This window comes from Streptomyces sp. NBC_00667 (assembly GCF_036226825.1).
Taxonomy (GTDB): Bacteria; Actinomycetota; Actinomycetes; order Streptomycetales; family Streptomycetaceae; genus Streptomyces.
In genome coordinates this window covers 5,794,768-5,820,121 of the sequence record NZ_CP109022.1, presented here as the reverse complement: position 1 = coordinate 5,820,121, position 25,354 = coordinate 5,794,768, and the positions used below count along the sequence as shown (strand labels likewise).

Annotated in this window: 28 protein-coding genes; 14 read left to right on the top strand and 14 right to left on the bottom strand. The window is 73.9% G+C overall.

Annotated elements, in window-relative coordinates; genetic code table 11:
• Positions 1-202 precede the first annotated feature (202 nt).
• Positions 203-2,425, bottom strand: a complete 2,223-nt coding sequence (locus OHA81_RS26665) for an NADP-dependent isocitrate dehydrogenase (RefSeq protein ID WP_329199959.1) — start codon at positions 2,423-2,425, stop codon at positions 203-205.
• 188 nt (positions 2,426-2,613) lie between these two features.
• Entirely contained in the window at positions 2,614-2,970 is a 357-nt protein-coding gene (locus OHA81_RS26660) for a DUF805 domain-containing protein (RefSeq protein ID WP_329199957.1), read from the bottom strand.
• 251 nt (positions 2,971-3,221) lie between these two features.
• Here OHA81_RS26660 and OHA81_RS26655 point away from each other — a divergent pair, with 251 nt between their 5' ends.
• Positions 3,222-4,286 (top strand): NAD-dependent epimerase/dehydratase family protein, encoded by a 1,065-nt coding sequence (locus OHA81_RS26655; RefSeq protein WP_329199955.1) that lies wholly within the window; start codon positions 3,222-3,224, stop codon positions 4,284-4,286.
• A gap of 48 nt (positions 4,287-4,334) precedes the next feature.
• Here the strand turns inward: OHA81_RS26655 and OHA81_RS26650 are convergent, their stop codons facing one another.
• Positions 4,335-5,444, bottom strand: coding sequence for a sensor histidine kinase (locus OHA81_RS26650; protein WP_329199954.1), 1,110 nt, complete (start codon positions 5,442-5,444; stop codon positions 4,335-4,337).
• Complete coding sequence (locus tag OHA81_RS26645; RefSeq protein ID WP_329199952.1) at positions 5,441-6,250, bottom strand: response regulator transcription factor; 810 nt, start codon at positions 6,248-6,250, stop codon at positions 5,441-5,443. The genes OHA81_RS26650 and OHA81_RS26645 overlap by 4 nt, the downstream gene beginning before the upstream one ends.
• Before the next feature lie 129 nt (positions 6,251-6,379).
• Here OHA81_RS26645 and OHA81_RS26640 point away from each other — a divergent pair, with 129 nt between their 5' ends.
• From OHA81_RS26640 to OHA81_RS26630, 3 genes are read left to right on the top strand one after another with little or no spacing between them, the layout of a single operon-like run.
• On the top strand, positions 6,380-7,072 hold the full coding sequence (locus OHA81_RS26640; RefSeq protein ID WP_329199951.1) for a glycosyltransferase family 2 protein: 693 nt from the start codon (positions 6,380-6,382) through the stop codon (positions 7,070-7,072).
• Complete coding sequence (locus OHA81_RS26635) at positions 7,069-7,686, top strand: TIGR04282 family arsenosugar biosynthesis glycosyltransferase (protein WP_329199949.1); 618 nt, start codon at positions 7,069-7,071, stop codon at positions 7,684-7,686. The genes OHA81_RS26640 and OHA81_RS26635 overlap by 4 nt, the downstream gene beginning before the upstream one ends.
• The gene (locus OHA81_RS26630) at positions 7,683-8,369 is read left to right on the top strand and encodes a class I SAM-dependent methyltransferase (RefSeq protein ID WP_329199948.1); all 687 of its coding nucleotides are present in this window, start codon (positions 7,683-7,685) and stop codon (positions 8,367-8,369) included. Before OHA81_RS26635 ends, OHA81_RS26630 begins: the two co-directional genes overlap by 4 nt.
• Positions 8,370-8,390: 21 nt before the next feature.
• Here OHA81_RS26630 and OHA81_RS26625 read toward each other — a convergent pair whose 3' ends face one another.
• From OHA81_RS26625 to OHA81_RS26615, 3 genes are read right to left on the bottom strand one after another with little or no spacing between them, the layout of a single operon-like run.
• Complete coding sequence (locus OHA81_RS26625) at positions 8,391-8,900, bottom strand: GNAT family N-acetyltransferase (protein ID WP_329199947.1); 510 nt, start codon at positions 8,898-8,900, stop codon at positions 8,391-8,393.
• Positions 8,901-8,942: 42 nt separating this feature from the next.
• Positions 8,943-9,350 (bottom strand): hypothetical protein, encoded by a 408-nt coding sequence (locus tag OHA81_RS26620; RefSeq protein WP_329199945.1) that lies wholly within the window; start codon positions 9,348-9,350, stop codon positions 8,943-8,945.
• Positions 9,347-10,510: a molybdopterin-dependent oxidoreductase gene (locus tag OHA81_RS26615; RefSeq protein ID WP_329199943.1), complete on the bottom strand. Its 1,164-nt coding sequence runs from the start codon at positions 10,508-10,510 to the stop codon at positions 9,347-9,349. The genes OHA81_RS26620 and OHA81_RS26615 overlap by 4 nt, the downstream gene beginning before the upstream one ends.
• Before the next feature lie 112 nt (positions 10,511-10,622).
• On the opposite strand from OHA81_RS26615, the gene OHA81_RS26610 reads away from it, so the two are divergent.
• Positions 10,623-12,062 carry a glycosyltransferase family 87 protein gene (locus OHA81_RS26610; RefSeq protein ID WP_329199941.1) on the top strand — a complete coding sequence of 480 codons (1,440 nt, stop codon included), beginning with the start codon at positions 10,623-10,625 and terminating at the stop codon, positions 12,060-12,062.
• Here the strand turns inward: OHA81_RS26610 and OHA81_RS26605 are convergent.
• Positions 12,035-12,880 (bottom strand): chitosanase, encoded by an 846-nt coding sequence (locus OHA81_RS26605; protein ID WP_329199939.1) that lies wholly within the window; start codon positions 12,878-12,880, stop codon positions 12,035-12,037. The two genes, OHA81_RS26610 and OHA81_RS26605, sit on opposite strands and share 28 nt — an antisense overlap.
• 291 nt (positions 12,881-13,171) lie before the next feature.
• Here OHA81_RS26605 and sigK point away from each other — a divergent pair, with 291 nt between their 5' ends.
• Together sigK and OHA81_RS26595 are read left to right on the top strand one after the other, a co-directional pair.
• Positions 13,172-13,696, top strand: coding sequence for an ECF RNA polymerase sigma factor SigK (gene sigK / locus OHA81_RS26600; protein WP_443056798.1), 525 nt, complete (start codon positions 13,172-13,174; stop codon positions 13,694-13,696).
• Positions 13,693-14,424, top strand: a complete 732-nt coding sequence (locus OHA81_RS26595) for an anti-sigma factor (RefSeq protein ID WP_329199935.1) — start codon at positions 13,693-13,695, stop codon at positions 14,422-14,424. The genes sigK and OHA81_RS26595 overlap by 4 nt, the downstream gene beginning before the upstream one ends.
• Positions 14,425-14,460: 36 nt before the next feature.
• Here the strand turns inward: OHA81_RS26595 and corA are convergent, their stop codons facing one another.
• The 3 genes from corA to OHA81_RS26580 all read right to left on the bottom strand — a co-directional run bounded on the left by corA (position 14,461) and on the right by OHA81_RS26580 (position 16,989).
• Positions 14,461-15,543, bottom strand: coding sequence for a magnesium/cobalt transporter CorA (gene corA, locus OHA81_RS26590; RefSeq protein ID WP_329199933.1), 1,083 nt, complete (start codon positions 15,541-15,543; stop codon positions 14,461-14,463).
• A 115-nt stretch (positions 15,544-15,658) separates the two neighbouring features.
• Positions 15,659-16,051 carry a TOBE domain-containing protein gene (locus OHA81_RS26585; RefSeq protein ID WP_329199931.1) on the bottom strand — a complete coding sequence of 131 codons (393 nt, stop codon included), beginning with the start codon at positions 16,049-16,051 and terminating at the stop codon, positions 15,659-15,661.
• A 17-nt stretch (positions 16,052-16,068) separates the two neighbouring features.
• Complete coding sequence (locus OHA81_RS26580) at positions 16,069-16,989, bottom strand: LysR family transcriptional regulator ArgP (protein ID WP_329199930.1); 921 nt, start codon at positions 16,987-16,989, stop codon at positions 16,069-16,071.
• Positions 16,990-17,058: 69 nt separating this feature from the next.
• Between OHA81_RS26580 and OHA81_RS26575 the strand changes: the two genes are divergently transcribed.
• The 6 genes from OHA81_RS26575 (at position 17,059) to OHA81_RS26550 (ending at position 22,002) form a co-directional block, all read left to right on the top strand.
• Positions 17,059-17,682, top strand: coding sequence for a LysE/ArgO family amino acid transporter (locus OHA81_RS26575; protein ID WP_329199928.1), 624 nt, complete (start codon positions 17,059-17,061; stop codon positions 17,680-17,682).
• Positions 17,683-17,741: 59 nt separating this feature from the next.
• Entirely contained in the window at positions 17,742-18,839 is a 1,098-nt protein-coding gene (locus OHA81_RS26570; protein WP_329199926.1) for an NUDIX hydrolase, read from the top strand.
• Positions 18,840-18,886: 47 nt separating this feature from the next.
• On the top strand, positions 18,887-19,558 hold the full coding sequence (locus tag OHA81_RS26565; RefSeq protein ID WP_329199925.1) for a DUF6445 family protein: 672 nt from the start codon (positions 18,887-18,889) through the stop codon (positions 19,556-19,558).
• A gap of 79 nt (positions 19,559-19,637) precedes the next feature.
• Positions 19,638-20,030, top strand: coding sequence for a DUF6153 family protein (locus OHA81_RS26560; protein WP_329199923.1), 393 nt, complete (start codon positions 19,638-19,640; stop codon positions 20,028-20,030).
• Positions 20,031-20,117: 87 nt separating this feature from the next.
• Complete coding sequence (locus tag OHA81_RS26555) at positions 20,118-20,744, top strand: DUF305 domain-containing protein (RefSeq protein ID WP_329199922.1); 627 nt, start codon at positions 20,118-20,120, stop codon at positions 20,742-20,744.
• Positions 20,745-21,048: 304 nt separating this feature from the next.
• On the top strand, positions 21,049-22,002 hold the full coding sequence (locus tag OHA81_RS26550) for a pentapeptide repeat-containing protein (protein WP_329199920.1): 954 nt from the start codon (positions 21,049-21,051) through the stop codon (positions 22,000-22,002).
• A 20-nt stretch (positions 22,003-22,022) separates the two neighbouring features.
• Here the strand turns inward: OHA81_RS26550 and OHA81_RS26545 are convergent, their stop codons facing one another.
• A complete protein-coding gene (locus tag OHA81_RS26545; protein WP_329199918.1) occupies positions 22,023-22,766 on the bottom strand; it encodes a restriction endonuclease in 744 nt (247 codons plus the stop codon).
• A 483-nt stretch (positions 22,767-23,249) separates the two neighbouring features.
• On the opposite strand from OHA81_RS26545, the gene OHA81_RS26540 reads away from it, so the two are divergent.
• Positions 23,250-24,077, top strand: coding sequence for a DUF1206 domain-containing protein (locus tag OHA81_RS26540; RefSeq protein ID WP_329199916.1), 828 nt, complete (start codon positions 23,250-23,252; stop codon positions 24,075-24,077).
• Between the two features lie 104 nt (positions 24,078-24,181).
• Here OHA81_RS26540 and OHA81_RS26535 read toward each other — a convergent pair whose 3' ends face one another.
• Together OHA81_RS26535 and OHA81_RS26530 are read right to left on the bottom strand one after the other, a co-directional pair.
• Positions 24,182-24,913 carry a DUF3618 domain-containing protein gene (locus OHA81_RS26535; protein WP_329199914.1) on the bottom strand — a complete coding sequence of 244 codons (732 nt, stop codon included), beginning with the start codon at positions 24,911-24,913 and terminating at the stop codon, positions 24,182-24,184.
• Positions 24,889-25,353, bottom strand: a complete 465-nt coding sequence (locus tag OHA81_RS26530) for a phage holin family protein (protein WP_329199912.1) — start codon at positions 25,351-25,353, stop codon at positions 24,889-24,891. Before OHA81_RS26530 ends, OHA81_RS26535 begins: the two co-directional genes overlap by 25 nt.
• Between the last annotated feature and the right edge of the window lies 1 nt (position 25,354).

The window sequence follows — 25,354 nt, the reverse complement described above, 5'->3', positions numbered from 1 at the left end:
GCGGAGGACCGGGCCGCGGCGCGTACGTCAGGGGGGCGAGGGCCCCTACGCCGACCGCAGGCCCCCGCCCGCGGTGCGACGGGCGGCAGACGGGCCGCGCGGACGGGCCCGGGAAGGGGGTCCGGGAACGAGGCCGGGAACGGGGCCGCCCCGGCCGGGCGCTTGGCCGGCCGGGGCGGAACACGCAGGACGCGGGGGGCTGTCAGCCCAGGGTCGCGATCGCCTGGTTGAAGGTGACGGACGGGCGCATCACCGCGGCGGCCTTGGCCGGGTCGGGCTGGTAGTAGCCGCCGATCTCGGCCGGGGAGCCCTGGACGGCGATGAGCTCGCCGACGATCTTCTCCTCGGACTCGGCCAGCGTCTTGGCGAGCGGGTCGAACGCCGCGGCCAGCTTCGGGTCGGCGGTCTGGCGCGACAGCTCCTGCGCCCAGTACAGCGCGAGGTAGAAGTGGCTGCCGCGGTTGTCGATGCCACCCAGCTTGCGGCTCGGCGACTTGTCCTCGTTGAGGAAGGTGCCGGTCGCGCGGTCCAGGGTGTCGGCCAGCACCTGGGCGCGGGCGTTGCCGGTGCTGGTCGCCAGGTGCTCGAAGGAGACGGCCAGCGCGAGGAACTCGCCGAGCGAGTCCCAGCGCAGGTAGTTCTCCTTGACGAGCTGCTGCACGTGCTTGGGGGCGGAGCCGCCGGCGCCCGTCTCGAACAGGCCGCCGCCGTTCATCAGCGGGACGACCGACAGCATCTTGGCGCTGGTGCCCAGCTCCAGGATCGGGAAGAGGTCGGTCAGGTAGTCGCGCAGCACGTTGCCGGTCACCGAGATGGTGTCCTCGCCGCGGCGGATCCGCTCCAGGGAGTAGGCGGTGGCCTCGACCGGGGGGAGGATCTTGATGGTGAGGCCCTCGGTGTCGTGCTCGGCGAGGTAGGTCTTCACCTTGGCGATCAGCTGCGCGTCGTGCGCGCGGCCCTCGTCCAGCCAGAAGACGGCCGGGACGCCGGTGGCGCGGGCGCGGGTGACGGCGAGCTTGACCCAGTCCTGGATCGGCGCGTCCTTGGTCTGGCAGGCGCGGAAGATGTCGCCGGCGGCGACCTCCTGCTCCAGGACCGTGTTGCCCGCGGCGTCGACGACGCGGACGGTGCCGGCGTCGGCGATCTCGAAGGTCTTGTCGTGGCTGCCGTACTCCTCGGCCTTCTGCGCCATGAGACCGACGTTCGGCACCGAGCCCATGGTGGAGGGGTCGAAGGCGCCGTGCGCGCGGCAGTCGTCGATGACGGCCTGGTAGACACCGGCGTAGCTGCTGTCCGGGAGGACGGCGAGGGTGTCGGCCTCCTGGCCGTCCGGGCCCCACATGTGGCCGGAGGTGCGGATCATGGCCGGCATGGAGGCGTCGACGATGACGTCGGACGGGACGTGCAGGTTGGTGATGCCCTTGTCGGAGTCGACCATGGCGAGGGCCGGGCCGTGGGCGAGCTCGGCCTCGAAGGAGGCCTTGATCTCGTCGCCGAGGTGCGGGACGCCGTCGAGGCCCTTGAGGATCGCGCCGAGGCCGTCGTTCGGGGACAGACCGGCGGCGACGAGGACGTCGCCGTAGCGGGCGAAGGTCTTCGGGAAGAAGGCGCGGACCACGTGGCCGAAGACGATCGGGTCGGAGACCTTCATCATCGTGGCCTTGAGGTGCACGGAGAACAGGACGTCCTCGGCCTTGGCACGCTCGATCTGGTCGTTGAGGAAGGTGCGCAGCGCGTCGACGTGCATGACGGACGCGTCCACGACCTCACCGGCCAGGACCGGTACGGACTCGCGCAGCACGGTGGTGGTGCCGTCGGCGGCGACGTGCTCGATGCGGAGCGTGCCGGCCTCGGAGATCACGGTGGACTTCTCGGTGGAGCGGAAGTCGTTCTCGCCCATGGTGGCGACGTTCGTCTTCGACTCGGCGCTCCAGGCGCCCATGCGGTGCGGGTGGGCCTTGGCGTAGTTCTTGACCGAGGCGGGGGCGCGGCGGTCGGAGTTGCCCTCGCGCAGGACCGGGTTGACGGCGCTGCCCTTGACCTTGTCGTAGCGGGCGCGGATCTCGCGCTCCTCGTCGGTCTTCGGGTCGTCCGGGTAGTCCGGGAGCGCGTAGCCCTGGCCCTGGAGCTCGGCGACCGCGGCCTTGAGCTGCGGGATCGAGGCCGAGATGTTGGGCAGCTTGATGATGTTCGCCTCGGGCGTCTTCGCCAGCTCGCCGAGCTCGGCGAGGGCGTCGGCGATCCGCTGGCCCTCTTCCAGGTGCTCGGGGAAGCTGGCGATGATCCGACCGGCCAGGGAGATGTCACGGGTCTCGACATTCACACCGGCCGTCGACGCGTACGCCTGGACCACAGGCAGGAAGGAATACGTCGCGAGGGCCGGGGCCTCGTCAGTGTGCGTGTAGATGATGGTCGAGTCAGTCACCGGATGCTCCGCTCCACAGTCTGCGTCTCTCGTCTGCAACATTGCTCGACATCAAGATATCTCGTGATCGGGCCGGTCTGGACAGCCCCCCGGCCGCGAGGTCGCGAGAGACATGTCACCAGGCACGCGAAAGCGCCGCCTCCGGTTCGGTTGCGACCGGAGGCGGCGCCGGGAGTGAGCGGTGCGGGTCAGGCGGCTATGACCTGCTTGGGGTCCTGCCCGTACTCGTTCGCGCCCCGGTGGCCTTCGGTGGCCATGAGGATGAGCATCCAGATCCCGCCGATGAAGGGGACCAGGCTGATGAGGTACCACCAGCCGGACTTGCCGGTGTCGTGCAGCCGGCGGACGGAGACGCCCAGGCTGGGCAGGAAGACGGCGAGGGTGTAGATCCAGGTGATGACCGGGTAGCTGTCCAGCGCGAAGTCGATGACCATCAGGACGACGACGACCGGGATGTTCCACAGGACGAACATCCAGTACTCCTGCCGGCGGGCCCTCCCGTCGAAGTCGGCATAGCGCTTGAGTACGTCCGTGTAGTAGTGCACGGGTCCCCCCAAGGAGCGGATTCGGCCACTCCTCCCGCAGGAGCGACCACAGGCCGGATTTATGCCCTCCTTACGGCGCTCTCAAGCCGTCCGCGAGCCGGAAGATGCCCCGGTTCCCTTACGGTGACGGGGAGTTGACGCTTCCGTGACACGGGCCGCGGTCGGCCGGGCGGCGCGCGAGAAGTGACGGAACCCTTACGGCGGCGCGCGGCGGACACCGGCGGCGCGGCGGACTCCGTAGCGTCCGGTGCATGCGCGTACTCGTCACCGGAGGAGCCGGGTTCATCGGCTCGCACATCGTCACTGCCCTGCGCCGGCGCGGGCACCACCCCGTGGTCCTGGACTCCCTGCTGCCGGCCGCCCACCCCGTCCCGCTGGAGGCCCCGGGCCCGGATTTCGTACGGGCGGACGTGCGGGACCGCGATGCGGTGCTGGCGGCGCTGCGCGGGGTGGACGCGGTCTGCCACCAGGCCGCCATGGTCGGGCTCGGCAAGGACTTCGCCGACGCGCCCGCCTACGTCGGGGCCAACGACCTGGGTACGGCGGTCCTGCTCGCGGCGATGGCCGAAAGTGGTGTCCCCCGACTCGTCCTCGCGGGCTCGATGGTCGTCTACGGGGAGGGCCGCTACGAGTGCCCCCGCCACGGGGCCGTCCGGCCCGGGCCGCGCCGGGTGGCGGACCTGACCGAGGGCCGTTTCGAGCCGCGCTGCCCCTCTTGCGGTGCGGATCTGGCCCCGGGCCTGGTGTCCGAGGACGCGCCCGCCGACCCGCGGAACGTCTACGCGACCACGAAGCTGGCCCAGGAGCACCTGGCCGCCGCCTGGGCGCGCTGCGTGGACGGCCGGGCGGTGTCGCTGCGCTACCACAATGTGTACGGGCCGGGGATGCCGCGCGACACCCCGTACGCGGGGGTGGCCTCGTTCTTCCGCTCCGCGCTGGCCAGGGGCGAGGCGCCACGGGTCTTCGAGGACGGGGCGCAGCGGCGCGACTTCGTCCACGTCGGGGACGTCGCCGCGGCCAACGTGGCGGCCCTGGAGGCGCTGGAGTCCCCGGGCGCCCTCCCGCAGGGCGCCTGCACCCCCTACAACACGGGCAGCGGTGAACCGCACACCGTCGGGGAGATGGCCTCGGCCCTCGCGGCCGCCCACGGCGGCCCGGACCCGGTCGTGACGGGTGAGTACCGCCTGGGCGACGTCCGGCACATCACGGCCGACTCCCGCCGGCTCCGCGCGGAGCTGGGCTGGCGCCCGGAGGTGTCCTTCGCGAAGGGCATGACGGAGTTCGCCCACGCGGCGCAGCGCGCCGTCGCCGTGTAGCCGTGTAGCCGTATGGCGGTATGGGTGTGCCGTCCCGGGCGGGGGACCTCACGCCGTGAGCGGCAGCGTCACCTCGAAGCGACAGCCGCCCGGGACGTTGTGGACCGTGGCGCGCCCGGCGTGGGCCTCGACGATGCCACGGACGATGGCGAGGCCGAGGCCCGCCCCGGCCGGGGGGGTACGGGCGGTCGTGCCGCGCCAGCCGGTGTCGAAGACCCGGGGCAGGTCATCGGCCGCGATGCCGCCGCAGCCGTCGGTGACGGACAGGACGACCGCCCCGGCCTGCCGCTGGGCGGCGATGGCGACGGTCCCGTCGGCCGGGGTGTGGCGGATCGCGTTGACCAGCAGGTTCGCCAGGACCCGGGTCATCTCCTTGCCGTCGACCTCCACCGGCACCCGCTCGACGGTGTCCCCGACCAGCCGGACCCCGTGTGCGCGCGCGAGCGGGTCCACTCCCGACAGCGCGTCCCCGACCAGGTCGTACACCGACATCCGGCTCGGGGTCAGGCAGAGCGCGCCCGCGTGGATCCGGGACAGTTCGAACAGGTCACCGACCATCGAGTTGAGCCGCTCGACCTCGGTGCGGATCTGCCGGTGGTAGCGGGCCGGGTCGGCGGCCATGCCGTCCTCCAGCGCCTCCGACATGGCCCGCAGTCCCGCCAGCGGGGTCCGCAGGTCGTGCGAGATCCAGGCCACCAGCTCGCGCCGCGAGGTCTCCAGGGCCCGCTCCCGCTCCCGGGAGGCGGCCAGCTTGGCGCTGGTGGCCGCCAGCTCGCGCGACAGCGCGTCCAGTTCGGCGGTGGTCTGGCCGGGCGGGGCCGCGAAGCTGCCGCCGTCACCGAAGTCGCGTGCCGCGCGGGACAGTTCCCTGCTGCGGGCGACCACCCACCGCCCCAGCAGGAGCGCGGTCCCCAGGGAGACCACCGCCGCCATCGCCGCGACGAGGGTGACCACGCCGAGGTCGTGCGGGGACAGGAACATGGCCTGGGCGACGGCGAGGGTGCCGGCCAGCATCGCGGTGACGGTGACGGCGGCGACGACCGTGAGCGAGACGGCGACCGAGCGGTGCCGCACCAGGCGCAGGACGCCCGCGCCGAGCACCCCGGCGCAGGCGGCCCCGCCGAGGGCGAACAGCGCGATGAGCAGGGTGTCGGTCATGCCGTCCGACCCGTCGCGGCGGACTGCGCGTCGGCGGCCCCGCCGGGGGCCGTGGGGTCGGCGGCGCCCGGGGGGTCACCGGGGTCGGGCAGCTCCGTGGCGCCGGTGGGGTCGAAGCGGTAGCCGACGCCCCACACCGTCTGGATCAGCCGCGGCCGGCCCGGGTCGGTCTCGACCTTGGCACGCAGCCTCCGTACGTGCACGGTCACCGTCGACAGGTCCCCGAAGTCCCAGCCCCACACCTCGCGCATCAGCTCCTCCCTGCCGTGCGCCCGCCCGGGGTGCCGCAGGAAGTGCGCGAGCAGGTCGAACTCCCGCAGGGTCAGGGTGAGTTCACGTCCGCCCTTGGTGGCGCGGTGGGTCGCGGGGTCGAGCGTGATCCCGGCGCCCGCGAGGGTCCCCGGTGCGCCGACGGGTCCGGCGGCGGCCCTGCTGCGCCGCAGGACGGACGTCACGCGCAGCACCAGCTCGCGCGGGCTGAACGGCTTGGTCACGTAGTCGTCCGCGCCCACCTCCAGGCCCGCGATCCGGTCGTCCTCGTCGCCCCGGGCCGTCAGCATGATCACCGGTACGGGACCGGTCTCGCGCAGCCTGCGGCACACCTCCAGCCCGTCCAGCCCCGGCAGCATCAGGTCCAGGACCACCAGATCGGGGCGGACCCGCCCGGCGCGGTCCAGGGCGGACGGCCCGTCACCGGCCTCCTCGACGGTGAACCCGGCGCGCCTGAGGTACTGGGCGACGACCTCGGAGACGGTCGGGTCGTCGTCCACGACGAGGACCCGGGCGGGGGGTGCTTCCATGCTCATGCCGTCCAGCCTCCCATCCGGCGCCCCGGCCCGGGGCCGCGCCCCGGCCCGGCCGGGGAGACGTCCGCGTTCCGTAAGGAGTGGCGGGCCCGATCCGGGCCCCCGGCTTCCTACGGTGGACCCGTGACCATGACCGCGACCGTAGACGTCGTACTCCCCTGTCTGAACGAGGCCGAGGCCCTGCCCTGGGTGCTGGACCGCATCCCCGCCGGCTGGCGGACCCTGGTCGTGGACAACGGCTCCACCGACGGCTCCGCCGGGATCGCCCGCGGGCTCGGCGCCACCGTGGTGCGCGAGGAACGGCGCGGGTTCGGCGCCGCCTGCCACGCCGGGCTGCTCGCCGCCGAGGCGGAAGTCGTCTGCTTCTGCGACTGCGACGCCTCCCTGGACCCGGGGCTGCTGACCGGGTTCGTGGCGGCGGTGGCGGCCGGCGAGGCCGATCTGGTGCTGGGCCGGCGCCGTCCGCAGGGCCGGGGCGCCTGGCCCGCGCACGCCCGGGCCGGGAACCTGGCGCTGGCCCGGATGCTGCGCCGCCGGACCGGGCTGGAACTGCGAGACCTGGGCCCGATGCGCGCGGCGCGGCGGACCGGCCTGCTGGGGCTCGACCTGACCGACCGGCGCTCGGGGTACCCGCTGGAGATGGTGGTACGGGCGGCCGACGCGGGGTGGCGGGTCCGGGAGGTGGACGTGCCGTACCTGCCGCGGTCCGGGAAGTCGAAGGTGACCGGCACCTGGCGGGGCACCTGGCACGCGGTGCGGGACATGAGCCGGGTGCTGGCGGAGCCCGCCGCCGGCCGACCGGTGGCCGGGGGTGCGCGGTGAGCACGCTGATGGTGATCGCGAAGGAGCCGCTGCCGGGCCGGGTCAAGACCCGGCTGACGCCGCCGTTCACCGCCGCCGGGGCGGCCGAGCTGGCGGAGGCCGCGCTGGCGGACACCCTGGAGGCGGTGGCCCGGACCCCCGCCGAGCGACGGGTGCTGGTACTGGAGGGGCGGCCCGGTCCGTGGCTGCCGCCCGGGTTCGAGGTGGTGCCGCAGGCGGCCGGGGGCCTGGACGAGCGGCTCGCGGCCGCCTTCGCGGGGTGCACGGGGCCGGCCCTGCTGATCGGGATGGACACCCCGCAGGTCACGCCCCAGCTGCTGACGGTCGACTGGTCGCAGTACGACGCGTGGTTCGGGCCGGCCGTGGACGGGGGGTTCTGGGCGCTCGGTCTGGCCGTGCCCGATCCCCGGTTGCTGCGGGGCGTGCCGATGTCCGTACCGGTGACGGGCGCCGTCCAGTACGAGCGGCTGCGAGCGGCCGGGCTGCGGATCGGGCGGCTGCCGGTGCTGCGGGACGTGGACAGCGCCGAGGACGCCCGGCTGGTGGCGGCCGACGCCCCGGCGGGTGCGTTCGCCGCCCGCCTGGCGCGGCTCGTCCCGGCGGTCCGCCGATGAGCGCGCGGGGGGTGGTCGCGGCCGCGGCCTGGACCGCGGACCCGTACACCGTCGCACTGCGCAGCGGTCGCGGGCCGCTGTTCCTGCGGCGCGGGGACGGCTGGCTGTTGCCGCTGGACGTGGAGCGCTGGTGCGAGGAGCCCGACGGGGCGGACCGGACGGTGCTCGACCGCTGCCGGGGGGCGGTCCTGGACATCGGCTGCGGTCCGGGCCGGCTGGTGTCGGCGCTGGCCGCCCGGGGGCACCGCGCGCTGGGGATCGACGTCAGCCCGGAGGCGGTGGCCCGTACGGCCCGCTCGGGCGGCACGGCACTGCACCGGTCGGTCTTCGACCCCCTTCCCGGCGAGGGGCGTTGGGACACGGCGCTGCTGATCGACGGGAACATCGGCATCGGCGGCGACCCGGCGGCGCTGCTGCGGCGGATGGCCGAGGTACTGGCCGGGGCGGGGACGCTGGTCGTCGAGTGCGCGGAGGTGGAGGTGGACGAGCGCTGCGAGGTCCGCGTCGCGGACGGCCGGGGCGGCCTCGGCTCCCCGTTCTCCTGGGCCCGCGTCGGCACGGCGGCGCTGGCCGCCCACGCGCGGGCCTCCGGCTGGACCCCGGCCCACCACTGGGCGGCCCGGGACCGGGTGTTCGTGGAACTGACCCGTACCCGCCCGCCGCGTCGGCCGGTCCGCTTCTGACCCGCTCGCTCCGGTGCCCGGTCAGGCCGTTGCGGTGCCCGGTGACGGCCGCGGCAGCCGGTGGGCGTAGCGGATGGCCGGGCGGCCGTCGACGCGGGTGTCTCCGGTGGCGGTGAAGCCGTTGCGGGTGAGGACGGTCATGGAGGCCGGGTTGTCGAGGGTGGTGAGCGCGGTGAGTGTGCGGAGCCCGTACGGGCCGGCGGCCAGTCGTCGGACCGCGCCGACCGCCGCCGTCGCCAGTCCGCGGCCGGCCGCGGCCTCGCCGATCCGGTAGCCGAGTTCGGCGCTCCCGTCCAGGACGTCCACGAGGTTGATCCGTCCGACCAGCTCCCCCTCGGCGTCGATCACGACGTGGAAGTGGCAGGCCCCCGCCTCCTGTTCGGCGAGCAGGGCACGGTGGCGGTCGGCGAAACCGGCGAAGTACGCGTCTCCCCGGTCCGGCACGGTGCGGGCGAAGTAGGCCCTGTTGGCCCGCTCGAAGGCGAACAGGGCGTCCGCGTGGTCGGCCCTCAGCCGCTCCAGTACCACCATGGCCCGGAGCATACGTGCGTACGTGCGTACGGCCGGAGCCCGTCACGCCTCGCGGCGGTCTCGGAGGCGCGAGCGCACCGCCGAGACCGCCGCGAGGAGCCCGGCCGCCACGGCCACCGCCCCCAGGACCAGCAGCAGGTTCCTCCCGTACGGGAGCGGCAGCGCCGACGGGTTGGGCGCGCCGCCCGGCCGCACCAGCAGCGGCAGGGTGACCAGCAGCACCGCCCCTGCGGTCACCAGCGCCCCGCGCAGCAGCCCGCGCGCGGGCAGCGCCGCCGTCAGCAGGCCGGCGCCCAGCACCAGCGGGGCGATGACCGCGTCGTGCAGGACGAGCGCCCCGCCCAGCCAGACGAGTACGTCCAGCGGGTCGGGCAGTACGGCCACCAGCCGGGCCCCGACGGCGATCAGCAGCAGCCCGAGGAAACCCAGGGTGCGGCGGTAGGTCTTCACAGCACCTCCAGGCGGGTGACCCACTTGGTCTGGAGCACTCCCGGCCGGTTGGGGGCGATGATCCGCGCCGGGTAGCCGTGGTCCGGGGAGAGCACCTGTCCGCCGAGTTCCAGCGCGAGCAGGGTCAGCGGGTCCTCGGCGTAGTCGCGGCCCATCTCCATCACCCGGTAGGCGCCGGACGTCTCCAGCGAGGTGACGCGCAGCCCGGCGCCGGGTGGGGCGCCGGCCCTGGCGAGCAGGTCCCTGATCCGCACCCCGCTCCACAGGGCGTCCACGCTCCAGCCCTCCACACAGGCGAGGGGCAGCCGGGCGGACGCCCGGGGCAGTGTCCGTAGCTGATCGAGCGTCAGGCGGAACGGATCCGGGCCGATCACCTCCAGCCGCCAGTCCTCCAGTGCCCCGGCGGTGATCCCGGCGGCCGCGGCCGTCCGGTTCACCGGCAGTCCCATCGGCCCGGCGCCGGGGTGCCTGGGCGCGAGCAGGTCCAGCCGTGCGAGCGGGGTGAAGGCCTGCCCGGCGGTGGTGAGCGTGACGACACCGACGGCGGCGCCGACGCCGAGGAGCAGCGCCCGCCGGTCCGGGCCGTCCTGCGCCGGGAGGGCGAGCGTCCCGGGTGAGCGGCGGCCCCAATGCGCCGTGATGTCGGGGGCCTTGACGGCGATGTGGAGCAGGATCGAGCCGGCCGCGACCCAGGCCAGCGCGAAGTGCGTCTGGACGAACCCGAAGGGCCACGGGTACCACTCGACGATGTTGAGCAGTCCGCTGAACACCTCCAGGACCGCCGACGCCACCAGCACGGCGACCGACAGCCGCTCCAGCGCGTGCCGCACCCCGCGCACCGGCGGCCAGACGAACAGGGCCGGGTACACCGTCCACAGCTTGGCCGGCAGCAACACGAGCGCCGCGAGCCCGGTCGCGACGTGCAGGCCCTGGCTGAGCCGGTAGCCCCAGACCGGCCGGGCGGGCAGCGCGTCCGCCGCCCAGGACGGCGGGTGCTGGAGGTAGTGGCTGATCAGTCCGGTGACGAAACAGACGGCGAAGGCCGCGCCGAGCCACCGCCCGACGGCGGTGGCGGTACGGGCGTCGTGCAGCCGGCCGGAGAAGGAGGGCAGCCGGCCGGGCCGGGGCCGCGGGCGGCTGCGCGGGGTGGGGTAAGTCATGCCCTCCATCACACCGCCGCGGGGACCCGCGCGGGCCGATGGACACCTTACGGAACGCGGACGTCGGGCAGGTCACGTGCCGGGCGCGGGCCCCCGCTGGCAGGCTGGCGCAATGAACGAGCCCCCTGACCGCCCCCGTGACCGCGCCCATGGCGGCGCCCGCCACGGCACTTGGACCGTCGTCACCGCGCTGCTGCTCGCCGCCCTGACCGCCGTCCTCGTGCCCGCCGTCCGCGACGCGGGCCACTACGCCGACCCGGCGGGACTCCTGTGGTGGTACGCCGCCGCCTGGGCGCTGTTCGCCGCGGCCGTGTGGTCGCTGCGCCGCGTCCCGCAGCGGCGTGTCGTCCCGCTGGTGCTGGCGGGTGCGCTGGCCGTGGCGGCAGTGGGGCTGGCCGGGCCTCCGCTGACCAGTACCGATTCCTTCCGGTACGCCTGGGACGGCCGGGTCCAGGCCGCCGGGATCTCCCCGTACGACCACGCCCCCGCGGATCCGGCCCTGCGGGGGCTGCGCGACGGCTGGCTCTTCCCGCACGGCCGGGCGGCCTGCGCCGGGCCGGACCGGGCCGCCGTCGAGCCGGGGGTGTGCACCCGCATCAACCGGCCGGCCGTGCACACCATCTACCCGCCCGTCGCGGAGGGGTATTTCGCCCTCGTGCACGTCCTGTCGCCGCCCGGGGTGCGCCACAAGGCGCTCCAGGCCGGTGGCGCGCTGACGGCGCTCGGCGTCACGGGGGTCCTGCTGCTGGTCCGGCGGCGTGCGGGCGCGGATCCCCGTGCGGCGGCGTACTGGGCGTGGTGCCCGGCGGTCGCGGTGGAGGCGGTGAACGACGCGCACGTGGACGGTCTGGCGGTGCTGCTGTCGGTGGCCGCGCTGGGGGTGGTGGTGCGCCGCCGGGCGGCGGGCGGGGTGCTGTTCGGGCTGGCGGTCGCCGCGAAGCTGCTGCCCGCCGTACTGCTGCCGGGAGCGCTGGCGGGCGTACGGCGGTGGCGGGACGCGGCCGCCCTGCTGCTCCCGGCGGCCGCGGCGGTGGGGGTGGCCTACCTGCCGTACGTCCTCGTGTCCCGCTCGTCCGTCTTCGGGTACCTCGGCGGCTATGCCGAGGAGGAGGGGTACCAGGACCCGGGCGCGGGCGGCCGGTACGCGCTGCTGCGGCTGGTGCTCCCGGTGTCCTGGGCGGTGCCGGCCGTGGCGGTGGGGATGGTGGCGGTGGTGGCGTACGTCTGGTGGCGCGGTGATCCGCTGCGGCCGTGGAGCGGGGCGCTGACGGTGACCGGTACCGCGTTCCTGCTGACGACCCCGGGGTACTCCTGGTACGCGCTGCTGCTGGTCGCGCTGGTGGCGCTGGACGGTCGCGCGGAGTGGCTGGGGGTCGCGGTGGCGGGCGCCGTGGCGTACGTCGCCCCGCGCCTGCTGGGCGGTGCGACGGTGCAGGTGGTGTACGGGCTGGCGGCCGCGGCGGTGGCGGCGGGGTGGGCGACCCGGGCCGGGAGGGGCGTCCGGTCCGGGTCGCCGCACACGGCTCAGCCGATGTGGAAGGAGTCCCCGTAGACCTTCCAGTCGAGCGGGGTGTCGAGGCTGAGGTTGCCCTTCTTGAGGAAGACCCGCTGGGCGGTGTCGACGCGACTGGTGTCGCTGTGCGCCTCCTCCTGCTTCATCGCCCAGACCCGAGCGTCGAGGAAGGCGTTCAGCCAGGTGGTCTCGTTGCCGCCCTGGGCCGGGGGCTTGGCCTTGCCCAGGGCGCGCTTGCGGATGTTGCGGAAGCTGGTGGAGTCGGTGCCGTCGCCGTGCATGACGATGGCGTCGTAGTACATGAACTGGCCGAGCGTGCCGACCCCGTCGGACTTGCCCTGCTTGACGGCGGGGTCGAAGTACACGCGGTCGCGCTCGTGGTCCTGGGCCTTCTTGAACTCGCCGTCCTGGGCGGCCTTCGCCCAGTCCTTGGTGAAGTTCGGGTCCAGGCCCTTGTGCGAGTCGGTGCCGTCCACCTTGCGCAGGGCCGGGAGGTACTTGGCGAGGACGTTGCCGGGCTTGACCTGCGTGTAGTACTCGACGAGGTCGAGCATGTCGCCGGTGCCCGAGCAGAAGCCGATGATGCCGGCCGTGTAGCCGCGTCCGTCGCCTATGTCCTCTATGTACTTGTACTGCGCCTTCCAGTCCAGCGAGGAGTTCTCGGCGCTGGAGACGATCTGCATGGCGATGTCCTTCTTCGCCGGGTCGTCGAGTCCCGTCGCCTTGGCGGCGGTTGCCGCGGCCGCCGGTGCGGTGGGGGCCGCGGTGGCGTGCGCGGCGACGGGGACGGCGATCAGGGCGGCGCCCAGGAGGGCTCCGACGGCGACGGTCCTGCTCTTGCGGTGGGGGGTGAACACAAGGCCTCCATGCGGGGGTTGAGGCTTCCGATTCCGTTAGGAAACTTTCCTACCAGACAACGGGGGCGCCGGAAACCCCCGTTGTCATTTCCGGAGCAATCCAATCCACAGGCGCCTTCGGTTCCGAATGCTTGGCGACGACCCGGGCACCGCGCCCCCTCCGGAAGGACGACCCGCCATGACCCGTACGCGAAACGGCCTCCCCGGCCACCCAAGGAGGTCCGCGTGCGGCAGCAACCGGTGACCTTCGGCGCGCCCACGGAACGCTCCGGCCCGGACCTCCCCGCCCTGATGGGGCGGATCGCCCGCGGCGACCAGGACGCCTTCGCCGAGCTGTACGAAGTGATCGCGGGACCCGTCCACGGGATCGTCGTCAGAGTCCTGCGCGACCGCGCGCAGTCCGAGGAGGTCACCCAGGAGGTGCTGATCGAGGTCTGGCGCCAGGCGCCGCGCTACCGCCCCGACAAGGGCAGCGTGATGACCTGGGTGATGACCATCGCCCACCGCCGGGCGGTGGACCGGGTCCGCTCGGCGCAGGCCGCGACGGCCCGCGAGCAGGACAACGCCGCGCGGGAGCACACGCGCGCCTACGACGAGGTGAGCGAGCGGGTGGAGATCCGGCTGGAGAGCGAACAGGTGCGCCGCTGCGTGCGCGGGCTCACCGAACTGCAGCGGCAGGCCGTCCACCTGGCCTACTACGGCGGGCTCACCTACCGCGAGGTCGCCGAGTCCCTGAGCACCCCGCTCCCCACGGTCAAGACCCGACTGCGCGACGGGCTCATCCGGTTGCGCGACTGCATGGGGGTCACCGTATGAGCGGCGGCGCCGACCAGTTGCACGCGCTGTCCGGCGCCTACGCCCTGGACGCGCTGGAACCCGCGGAACGGGAGGCGTTCGCGCGCCACCTGCCCTCCTGTCCGCTGTGCGCGCAGGAGGTACGGGAGTTCAGCGCCACGGCGGCCCGGCTGGGCTCGGCGGTCGCCCTGGCGCCGCCGCCCGCGCTGCGCGCCGAGGTGCTGGCCCGCATCGACACGGTGCGCCAGCAGCCCCCGGTCCGGCGGGGCATCGTGGCCCTGCGCAGACGCGCGCTCCCGCTGGCCCTCGCGGCGTGCCTGGCCGGGGCGCTGGCCCTGGGCGGCACGGCGCTGTGGCAGCGGGAGCAGGCCCGGGAGGCAGCCCGCGCGGTGCACGACCTGCGGGAGCTGACCGGGGTGCTGACGGCCCCCGACGCCCGTACGGTGACCGGCCGGTCGGCGTCCGGCGCGAGGGCGGCCGTGGTCGTCAGCGCGGCCCGGGACCGGGCGGCGTTCCTGGGCTCCGGACTGCCGGCCGCGCCGGCGGGCAAGACGTACCAGCTGTGGTTCGCGGACGGCGGGGTGATGCGTCCGGCCGGTCTCGTCGCGGGCGACGGCGGCACCCTCATGAGCGGCCCGGTGGGCCGTGCCACGGCGGTCGGCCTCACTCTGGAGCCGGCGGGCGGATCGGCGCGGCCGACGTCACAGCCACTGGTGCTGCTCGGCCTGGCCGCCGGCCCGGGCCGGTGACCGGCGCCCCGGCCGCCCCGGCCGCCGGGGCGCGGCTCAGAGCCAGCCGTTGCGCCGGAAGCCGCGGTGGATGACGTAGCAGGCCAGGGCCATGACGACGAGGACGGCCGGATAGCCGTACGTGGAGTGCAGCTCGGGCATGTGGTCGAAGTTCATGCCGTAGACGCCGCAGACCATGGTGGGTACGGCGACGATCGCCGCCCAGGCCGTGATCTTGCGCATGTCCTCGTTCTGGGCGACGGTCACCTGCGCGAGGTGGGCCTGGAGGATCGAGTCGAGCAGGGAGTCGTAGGAGGTGATCTGCTCGGTGGCGCGGGTCAGGTGGTCGGCCACGTCGCGGAAGTAGGCGCGGATCTCGGGCGGGATGACCGGTATCGGCTGGGTGGCGAGGAGCTGGAGCGGCCGGCCCAGTGGCGCCACCGCCCGGCGCAGTTCGAGCAGTTCGCGCTTGAGCTGGTAGATCCGGCCCGCGTCGCCGCGGGCGCCGTTCTCGCTGAAGACGGCGGTCTCGACGGCGTCCATGTCGCTCTGCACGGCGTCCGTGACGGCCACGTAGTCGTCCACCACGTGGTCGGCTATCGCGTGCAGGACGGCGGCCGGCCCCTTCGCGAGCTGCTCCGGTGCGGCTTCGAGGGCCTCGCGGACGGGCCCGAGGGTGCCCTGCCCGCCGTGCCGGATGGTGATGACGAAGTCCTGGCCGGTGAAGGCCATCAGCTCACCGGTCTCGACGACCTCGCTGGTCGCGGTCAGCTCCTCGTGCTCGACGTAGCGGACCGTTTTGAACACGGCGAAGAGGGTGTCGTCGTAGCGCTCCACCTTGGGCCGCTGGTGCGCGTTGACGGCGTCCTCGACCGCGAGGGGGTGCAGCCCGAACAGCTCCGCCAGGCCCGCGAGTTCCTCCTGGGACGGCTCGTGCAGGCCGATCCAGACGAAGGCGTCGCCGCTCTTGCGGACCCGGCGCAGCGCCTCCTCCGCGTCGGCGCACCCGTCCTGCCGGACGCCGTCGCGGTAGACCACGCAGTTGACGACCGCGCTGCCGAGCGGGGAACGGGCCGGGTGGCTGAGGTCGACGGCCCGGCGGTAGCCGCGGCGCACGACCTGGCGCAGGCTGCTGAACATGGACAACGGGGTACTTCCCTTCGGCGGATCAGCGGCCAGTCTGCCACCGCCGCCCCGCGCGCTCCTCGGCGCACACCACGAGGGGCCGCGCCCGCGCCTGCGGCTCCCGGCCGCGTCAGGCCCGGTCGACGAAGACGCTGGTCGACTTGACGCGGGCGACCGCCCGCGCCCCGACCTCCAGGCCGAGCTCCTCCACGGCCTCCCGCGTCAGCAGGGACACCACGCGGTGCGGCCCGGCCTGGATCTCGACCTGCGCGTCCACCGTGCCGAGCTTCACGGCGGTGACGATCCCCGGGAAGGCGTTGCGCGCCGAGGTGTACGGGGCCCCTTCCTCCTCCGCCCCCTCCTTCGCCAGCTCCACGCAGAAGGCCGCCAGGTCGGGGCCGTCGACCATCCGCCGCAGCCCGTCGCGCCGGGTCGGGAACCGTTCGGCGTCCGCCCAGCGGCGCGCCGTGTCGACGCTCACACCGAGCAGCCGGGCCGCCTGGCCGATCGTGTAGGAGTCCATGGACACACCCTAGGGCGTCACGTCGCGGGCAGGAGCGCCTCCTCCGCCGCCCGGACGATCACCGCCGCGACGGCCGCCAGGGCGGGCGAGTCCAGCTTCCACTGCTGCCAGTACAGCGGCACGTCCAGCGGCCGTCGGGGGGTCAGCAGCACCAGTTCCCCGGTCGCCAGCAGGGGTTCGGCCTGCGGCTGCGGCACCATCCCCCAGCCGAGTCCCGCGGCCACCGCGTCGCGGAAGCCCTCCGAGGTCGGCACGTGGTGCCGCACGGCACCGGCAGGGGGCTCCGCGTCCGCGCCGGCGAGCGATCGTACGAACCTGTCCTGCAGCTCGTCCCGGCGGTCGAACACGATGGCCGGCGCCCCGCGCAGCCGGTCGGCCAGGGACCGTGGGCCGGCCAGGTACCGGGCCAGGAAGGCGGGGCTCGCCACGGGCAGGTACCGCGCGAGGCCCAGCGCCCGTACCGTGCAGCCCGCCACCGGGTCGGGCGAGGAGGTCACCGCGGCCATCACCTGCCCTTCCCGCAGCAGCGCCGTCGTGTGCGCCTCGTCCTCGCGGTGCAGCTCGAAGCAGACCGGCGGGTCCTGCGGCACCCGCGTCAGGGCCGGCAGGAACCAGGTGGCCAGCGAGTCCGCGTTGACCGCCACCGGCAGCCGCACCGGGCCCCGCCCGTCCGCCATGCCCATGCCGAGCTCGGCCCGGGCGTCGCGCTCCAGCCGGGCCAGCTGCCGGGCGAAGCGGACCACCACCTGCCCGGACTCCGTGGCCCGTACGGGCTTGGTCCGCATCAGCAGTACCCGGCCCGTGCGCTGCTCCAGCGCCTTGACGCGCTGGCTCACCGCGGAGGGCGTCACGTGCAGGGCGGCCGCCGCCGCGTCGAAGGTGCCCTCGTCCACGACCGCCAGCAGGGTCCGTACCTGTTCGAGAGGTAGCTCGTCCATCACGAGTGCTAATGCTACGTAAAAATCTTTAGCTGTACTGCACAGACGTCGCCGCCTACGGTCGGACGCATGACACACGGCATCACCACAGCGGCCCTGGCGGGCTTCGGCACCGGCCTTTCCCTCATCGTCGCCATCGGCGCGCAGAACGCGTTCGTCCTGCGCCAGGGGGCGCGCCGGCACGCCGTCCTTCCGGTCGTCGCCATCTGCGCCGTGTCCGACCTGGTCCTCATCGTCCTCGGCGTCGCGGGCGTCGGCGCCTTCGTCACCGCCTGGCCGGCCGCGCTGACGGTCGTCGGCCTCGCCGGCGGCGGCTTCCTGATCTGCTACGGGGTCCTCGCGGCCCGCCGGGTGCTGCGGCCCGTCCCGGGCGCCGCCCTGAGCACCGACGGCGCCGCGGCCGGTTCCGCCCGCCGGGCCGTGCTGACCTGCCTGGCCATGACCTGGCTCAACCCGCACGTCTACCTGGACACCGTCCTGCTGCTGGGATCCCTCGCCGCCGACCGCGGCGACCTCCGGTGGGCCTTCGGCATCGGCGCCGCCGCGGCCAGCCTGACGTGGTTCACCACCCTGGGGTACGGCGCCCGCCTGCTGAGCGGGTTCCTGGCCCGCCCGTCGGCCTGGAGGGTCCTGGACGGGCTCGTCGCGGCGACGATGGTGACGATGGGCGGCATGCTGCTGGCCCGCGCCTGACCGCTCCGCGGCGGCGGGGCGACCACAATGGTTGCCGCCCCCAGCATCGAGGAGACCGAGTGCCCGACCGCCCTCCTGCCGGCGGGGCGCGCGCCTATGACGCCGCCGCCCGGCCCGCCCCGCTCGTCGTCGCGACCGGGGTCGTCATGGACACCCGCGGGCGGGTCCTCGTACTGACCACCGCGCACGAGCCCGCGCTGCCCGGCGGCGCGGTGACGGGCGCGGAGACGCCCGAGCAAGGTCTGGCGCGCCTGTTGCGGGAGGAGCTCGGCCTGGCCGTGCCGGCCGGCCGGCTGCTCGCCGTCGACGCCCGCCCGCCCGGCGCGCAGGGGTCGTCCCTCGTCGTACACGTCCACTTCGTCGGGCCGCTCGCTCCCGAACGGGTCCCCACGGTCCCCTCCGCGGGCGGTGCGGTCGCCGGGGCGCACTGGCTGACGCCCGAGGAGGCCTGCGAACGGCTTCCCGCCCCTGCCGCCCACCGGCTGCGCGCCGCCCTGGCGGCCCTCCACGCCGGTTCCTTCGCGCACTTGGCGGACGGGGTCGCCCAACCCGGCTCGCCCGCCGGGCTCGACCCCGCCCGCCGGGTGGAACTGGAGCACGCGGGCGCCTTCGACGCCGCCGGTCACCGCGCGTCGCGCCCGAAGGCCGTCACCGCGGCGAGCGTGCTGTTCACCGACCGGGCCGGCCGGGTCCTGCTGGTGCGCCCGGCCTACGGCAAGCCGGGCCGCTGGATCCTCCCGGGCGGCGGAGTCGACAGCGACCTCGGGGAGACCCCGCGGGCCGCCGCCGCCCGCGAGGTGCGCGAGGAGACGGGCCTGGACCGCTCCCCCGGGCGCCTGCTCGCCGTGAACTGGGCACACCGGCAGGGGCGTCCGGCCCGGATCCGGTTCCTCTACGACGGAGGTGTGCTCGGGCCGGCCGAACTCGACGCGATCCGCCTGCCGGCGAGCGAGCTGCTGGACTGGCGCACGGCGGCCCGGCGCGAGTTGCGCGGCCTCGTCAAACCCCTTCTGCGCCGGCAGATCGAGGCCTGCCTGACGGCACTGGCGGAGGGCACCGGCCCCCTGGAACTGTACGCGGGGCGCCCCTACCAGGGGAACGTCAGGACCCGTGAAGACGTACGAGGAGACCATGAGGAACCCTTGACCGAAGGTTGACCCCTTCCCTGGTGAGCCCCGTCGGGGCGACAACTACGTTCCCCTCCATGCCTCTACGACCCCCACCCCTTCCCGTACTCCCGTACCGCAAGCCGACGCGCGGGCGCGACTACTGGATACTCGACGACGTGCTGCCGGACCCGGACGCCGTCCGCCGGCGCTGCCTGGCCAGGGACGACTGGACGGAGGGCTACCCCCACAAGCCGGAGAGCTGGCCGGGACTGCGCACCATGCCCGCGCTGGAACCGGCGGAGCTGGCCCACGTCGAACGCCTGGTGCGCAAGGCGACCGGCGCCCCGAGGATATGGGCGCAACAGCCTTCCGGAGGCGGCACGTTCAACCACAACTGCGTCCAGGTCGTCGGCGCGGGCGAGTGCGAGCCGCGCCCCCACACGGACTCGCGCACCCTGTGCCGCTACGCGGCCGTGCTCTACCTCAACCCCCTGGTCCCCAAGGACTGCGGCACGAGCTTCTACCGCCAGCAGCTGGCCGGCGGCAGCCTAGGCGGCAACCAGGTGGCGGCGCCGCACAACAACCTCGTGGACGCCCTCGGCACCCGCTTCGTCTCCCCCGACTCCTTCGTCGAGGACGTCCGCGTACCCCACAAGGCCAACCGCCTCCTGCTCTACTCCGCCAACCTGATCCACACGGCCACCGGATACTGCGGCACCACCCTGGAGGAGAAGCGCATGACGGCCGTCTTCTTCTGGATGGCCTGACGCCGGACGCCCCGACGGGGATCCCCTGACCCCCCGCCGCGCGCGGCGGCGGTATCGTCGGGCGCGGGAGGTCGGGAGTGTGAACGCGAGCCGCAGCGGGCGGGCGGTGGGTGCCTGGGCGCACCTGCTGCTCGTCGTCGTGCTCGCGCTCGGGGTCTTCGTGATGCACACGGTCGGCCACCCAGACAGCCCGTCCGCGCATCCCCCCGCACACACGCCGGCCGCGATGGCGCCGGCCGCTCACGGCGGCGGCGCCCAAGCGGCGCCGCACGCTCCGGGCATGCGGATGGACATGGCCTCCCTCTGCGTGGCCGTGCTGGGCGCCGCGGTCCTCCTCGTGCTGCTGGGCGCTGCCCTGCGCCGGGGTACGGGGCGGGCGGCGCGGCCGGGCACGGGCGCGACGCTCCTTCCGGTCCCCCGACCGCCGCCACGGGCGCCCGACCTCGCCCTCCTGTCGATCCTGCGCATATAGGCCGAACGCCGCCGCGGGCCGCTCCACGCTGCCCGCGGGACTCCGTTCGTCCACCATCCGGCAGATCAGACACCACGAGGTTCCACCATGACCGGCACCACTCTCCGCCGTATCTCCCTCACCGCCACCGCGACCGCCGCCGGGCTGCTCCTCGCCGCCTGCGGACACGGCGGCGGAGCCGCGACGAGCGGCACGGAACACGGCGCCCCCACCGCCTCCCGGGCGGCGGCGTTCGGCGCGGCGGACGTCACGTTCGCACAGCAGATGATCCCCCACCACCAGCAGGCCGTGGAGATGGCCGCGCTGGCCGACGGACGGGCCCAGGACTCCGAGGTCAAGACGCTCGCCGCCGCGATCCGTACGGCGCAGGACCCCGAGATCCGGACCATGAAGTCGTGGCTCACCGCCTGGGGGCAGCCGGAATCGGGCAGCGCCATGCCGGGGATGAACCACGGCTCGGGCGCGCACGACGGATCCGGCATGTCCGGGATGATGTCCGACCAGGACATGAAGGACCTCGACGCCGCCAAGGGCGGAGACTTCGACAAGGAGTTCGCCCGCCTGATGATCGCCCACCACGACGGGGCGATCGCCATGGCCCGCGCCGAACAGAAGGACGGCCTGAACCCCTCCGCGAAGAAGCTCGCCGACGAGGTGGTCAAGGCCCAGTCGGCGGAGGTCGAGCAGCTGAAGAAGATCCTCGCCCGCCTCTGACCCCTCTGTGACCCCTTTGTGACCGCTCCCCCGTCCGGCCGCCCCACCGGGGCCGGCCGGACGGGCCGGACCCGCCCCAAGGGGCAGCCCTGAGGGGGTGCGTCCGAATCCGGTGAGGTTACGCCGGTCGTGACAGCGTGGCGCGACCTGGGAATGAGGTCTGTGATATGCCATAGGTCTATGCACAGGACGTTCGGTCTGGAACGGTTGCGTGCGCTGGCGGGCGGCAAAAAAGCCGGTACCTGGTCGTCGTGGGGCCGCCCCGGCCGAGGAAGCAGGTGCGCGTCGGTCCCAGAAGTGGGTGATGGTCGCCTCGACGTTGCCGGGATTCGCGGCACTGGCCGCGGCCTTGTTCACGTGGCTGCAGGTCGAACAGGCCGGCAAGGAGCTGGGCGTCTCTCAGGAAGGACAGATCACCAGTCGGTTCAATACCGCGGTCTTTGACTTGGGGTCAACCTCGATGCACGTCCGGATCGGCGGGATCTACGCCCTCGGACGCATCATGCAGGACTCACAACGAGATGATCCCACCGTCACCACAGTGCTGTCCGGTTACGTCCGCGACAAAGCCAAACGGCCCACCAGAAATCCCGCGCAGCCACTGCCCCCGACCGACGACGTCTACGCAGCGCTCACCGTCCTGGCCAACCGCCCGATGAATCCACAGCGGCTCGTTCCCAATCTGAAGGAAATCCGCCTGCCACTCTTCTTGAGTACCTCTGTACCGCTCTTCAAAGGCAACGGCTTGACCAAACTCAATTTCCGCTCCGTAGACCTGTCCCGATCCGACCTGAGCAGCGCGCAATTCTCGAATGTCGACTTCCGTCACGGGTTCCTGGATGAGGCGAACTTGAAAGGTACGGGGCTGGCCTCTTGCGACCTGAGTGAAGCACTCCTGACCGGCGCGAGTTTGGTGAATGCACGGGTCACCAAGTCCGACCTCAGTCACGCCCAACTTCGATCCACCGACCTGACGGGTGCATTCATTGCGGAGGAGACCAACCTCAGTGACGCCGATCTCTCGGAGGCAAACCTGACCGGTGCGAACCTGAGCCACCAGACCCTCATCCGGGTCAAACTGACCCGAGCGACCCTCACTCGCAGCAACCTCGCCGGCGCCGATTTACGTGACGCCGATCTGCGAGGCGTTGACTTCCGCAGCGCCGATCTCCGCGGTGCCGATTTGCGCGGCGCCGCTTTGGACGGGGCCAACCTGGAAGGCGCAAAGATGGACGAGCGCACACAGGGTGCGGCCTAGCCGGGATTACGGGACGGCCCTCAGCCCCAGGGGGCCGGGCCGGTGGAGGCGGACCAGGCGTGGAGCGCCTGGCGGTCGAAGCAGAGGATGCCGCACTGTTCGGCGTACTCGGCGGCCGGGGTCGTGAAGTCGCTCGTGGTCACGACCGCCGCCACGTCCGCCCCGTGGACGGCGTAACAGGTGCCGCCGAAACGCTGCATGTCCTGGGAGCCGACCTTGTTGGTGGCGCAGTAGCGCTTGCACTGGATGACGACGCGCCGCCCGTCGGGCGCGAGGGCGACGATGTCGGCGCCCAGGTCCCCCGCGCCCCCGACGACCCGCACGTCCCGGCAGCCGTCGCGTTCGCACAACTCGGCGACCGCCCCCTCGAACGCGTCGCCGTCGAGCGCGTCGTAGTCCACCCATTCGGCGGCCGTCTCGGGTGCGACGGGCTCCGGCTCCGCCGTAGCGATCTCCGTCGCGGCGATCTCCGCCGCCGCGCACTCCAGCGCCCGGGCCGCACGCCGCGCCGTCCGCCGCAGGCGCAGCCGACGTCCGGCGCGGGCGAAGCTCCACGCCGCCGTGGCGCAGGCCGCCACCACGAGGGCGGCCGCGGCCGGGTGCGCGGCGGCGGCCCCGGCCAGTATCCGTACGGCGAACCCGGCCCCGCACACCAGCAGCGCGACGGCGGCGAACCACCACGCGGTCGCGCGCAGACTGAAACGGCGTCTGCCCCCGGCCGCCGCGCGCGTCGGCCCGGGTATCCGCTCGGTCGGCATGGTCATCGGTGAATCGCCCCCCTGTAAGTACAAGATCGTTGCTGCCGTCTGCCCCGCGCGGACGGCGTTGAAGCGGTGGGCACACCCGCGACCCGGGCCCCGGCCGGCCTCTCCCGGACCCGACCGGACCCGCGGACGCGGCAGGACGAAGATTTTCGCGGGGCGGCGTTTACGCCTGCCGATCGGGGCCATACGCCTTGATGTCGGTGGGCCGGCGCTTCGAGCGGTGTGGCGGCCCATCGGGATCGGCGCCCGCGCGCGGCACCCCCTCCCCCCGGGTGTCGTGTGCGGGCCCCCATATCGCACGACCCATACCGGCACGATCCGCCGCCGTACCCCTCCGCCCGAAGGGCCGGTACGGCGGTTTCCGTTGCCCGCACCAACCCGCACACGTACGCACGCACGCACGAACCGACCGCACGGGGAAGGTTGAGGGATGTGGCACACAGAGGTGAAGTTCCGGCGCCCCGCGGGACGAGGTCCGGGCCGATGAGCGCCACAGTGGCGGACGAAGGGGTGCGCGCCGTCTCCCGTGGCGGCACGGCACGCGAATTCGCGGCGCGCAGCGGGCTCTTGACCCGGGGCGTGCTCTACGTACTGACCGGCCTGCTGGCCGTACGCGTCGGCCTCGGCACCGGCGGCGGCAGGGAGGCGGACCGGCAGGGCGCGTTGCAGGAGCTGGCCGGGAAGCCGCTGGGCCCCTTCCTCGTCTGGGCCGTGGGCATCGGCCTGGTCTGCATGCTGCTGTGGCGGCTCTCCGAGGCGGTGTTCGGCGCCGCCGGCCCCAAGGGCGACGCGGGAACGAAGCGGCTGGCCTCGGCGGCACGGGCCGTGTTCTACGCTGCCGCCGCCTACTCCGTCCTGTCCTTCGCGGCCGGCTCGGGCGGAACCCGCTCCAGCGACGAGCAGTCCCGGGACGTGACGGCGAAGGTCCTCGGCTGGCCGGGCGGCCAATGGCTGGTCGGCGCGGTCGGCGCGGCCCTGGGCGTCGGCGGTGTCGTCATCGCCGTACGGGCCGTCCGGCGCGAGTTCCGCAAGCACATGAACCTGGGCGGCCTCTCCCCGCAGTGGCGCCGGGCCGTCGAGCTGCTCGGCGTCGCCGGCGGCGTGGCCCGCGGCACGGTCTTCGCCGCGGCGGGCGGTTTCGCGGTGCATGCCGCAGTGCGCTACGACCCCGCGAAGGCGAAGGGCGTGGACGACACCCTGCGCACCTTGACGCAGACCCCGGCCGGGCCCTGGCTGCTGGTGGCGGTGGCCGTCGGGCTGGTGCTGTTCGGGATCTTCTCCTTGGCAATGGCCCGCTGGCGGGAGGTCTGACCGACCGCAAGGGCTGCTCCGCCACGTCCGCGTCCCCCGGCCGGTTCGGCCGGGGGACGCGGACGTTCGTCCGGGCGCCGGGTACCCGGCGTCCGATCACGGCATCACGTCATGTAGCCCGGGCTCCCTTCTGCGCCTCGGGCCTCGTCGGTGGTGGCCGTGGCCCCGGCCGAGCCGCCGGTGCCACCGCTCGTGGCCTCCTTGGCCTGGTCGACCGCTTCCCGGCCGGCCCGGCGCAGCCCCTCGGCCGTCTCCTGTCCCGCGTCCTTGGCTTGCTCCTGCGTGGTGGAAACGGCGTCCTGGGCGGCGGACTTGACGGACTCGACCGCCTCGGCGGCGGGTCCGCGCAGCTCGTCCCTGACGTCCTGGGCCGCTTCCAGGGCCGTCTGCTTGACGGGCTCCAGCAGTTCCTGGCCGTGCTCGCGCAACTGCCGGCCCGCCCGCTCCTCGGTCTGGGTGGTCGGCAGCAGGCCCCCTGCGAGCAGGCCTGCTCCGAAGGCGATGAGGCCTGCGGCGAGGGGGCTGCCCTGCGTCTGCCGCCGGGCCTGGGCGGGTGCCTGCTGGAGCGTCTCGGTCACGCCGCCCACCGCCTCGCGAGCGGTGTCCGCCACGCTCTCCGCGGCCTGGCCCGTGCTGTCGGCGATGCCCTGCGCGGTGTCGTACGCCGTGCCCATCACGCGCTCCCTCGCACCGGACAGCCCCCGTCGCACCGAGCGGACCCGCCGCTGCGCCATCCGGCGCGGGGCCATCTTGTCTGCGAGGAGATCGACGTTGCGCGCCAGGTGGGCGCGCCGGTACTCCACATCGGTTCTCAACTGATCGGGTGTCGCGCCCATCGGACGTCCTCCTTCACCGTTTGCACGGTCTGTTCCGGTTTGAGGTTGACGGTGCGCAGCTGTGCGCGTCCGTTGACGTAGAGGACCGCGCAGGCCACCGCCCAGACGGCTGTGACGATCAACGCGGCCCAGGCGATGTCCATGGCGTGGGCCAGGGCGAAGACGATCGTCAGGCTGCCCAGCAGCAGGGCCAGGTGGCCGGCGTAGCCTGCGCCGCCCAGCATCCCGGCGGCCTTGCCGGCCTTCGCCGACTCCTGCTTGATCTCGGCCTTCGCCAGTTCGAGCTCGTCGCGGACCAGGTGCGACAGGTCCGTGCCGATCTCGCCGACGAGGTCGCCGATCGACGGTTCGGCCTGCGGCTCGGTCGAGCGCCGGCCCGCCGTGGTCCACCGGGGTGGCGCCGACGGGACCGGTGGCCGTTCGCGGGCTGAGATGGCCACG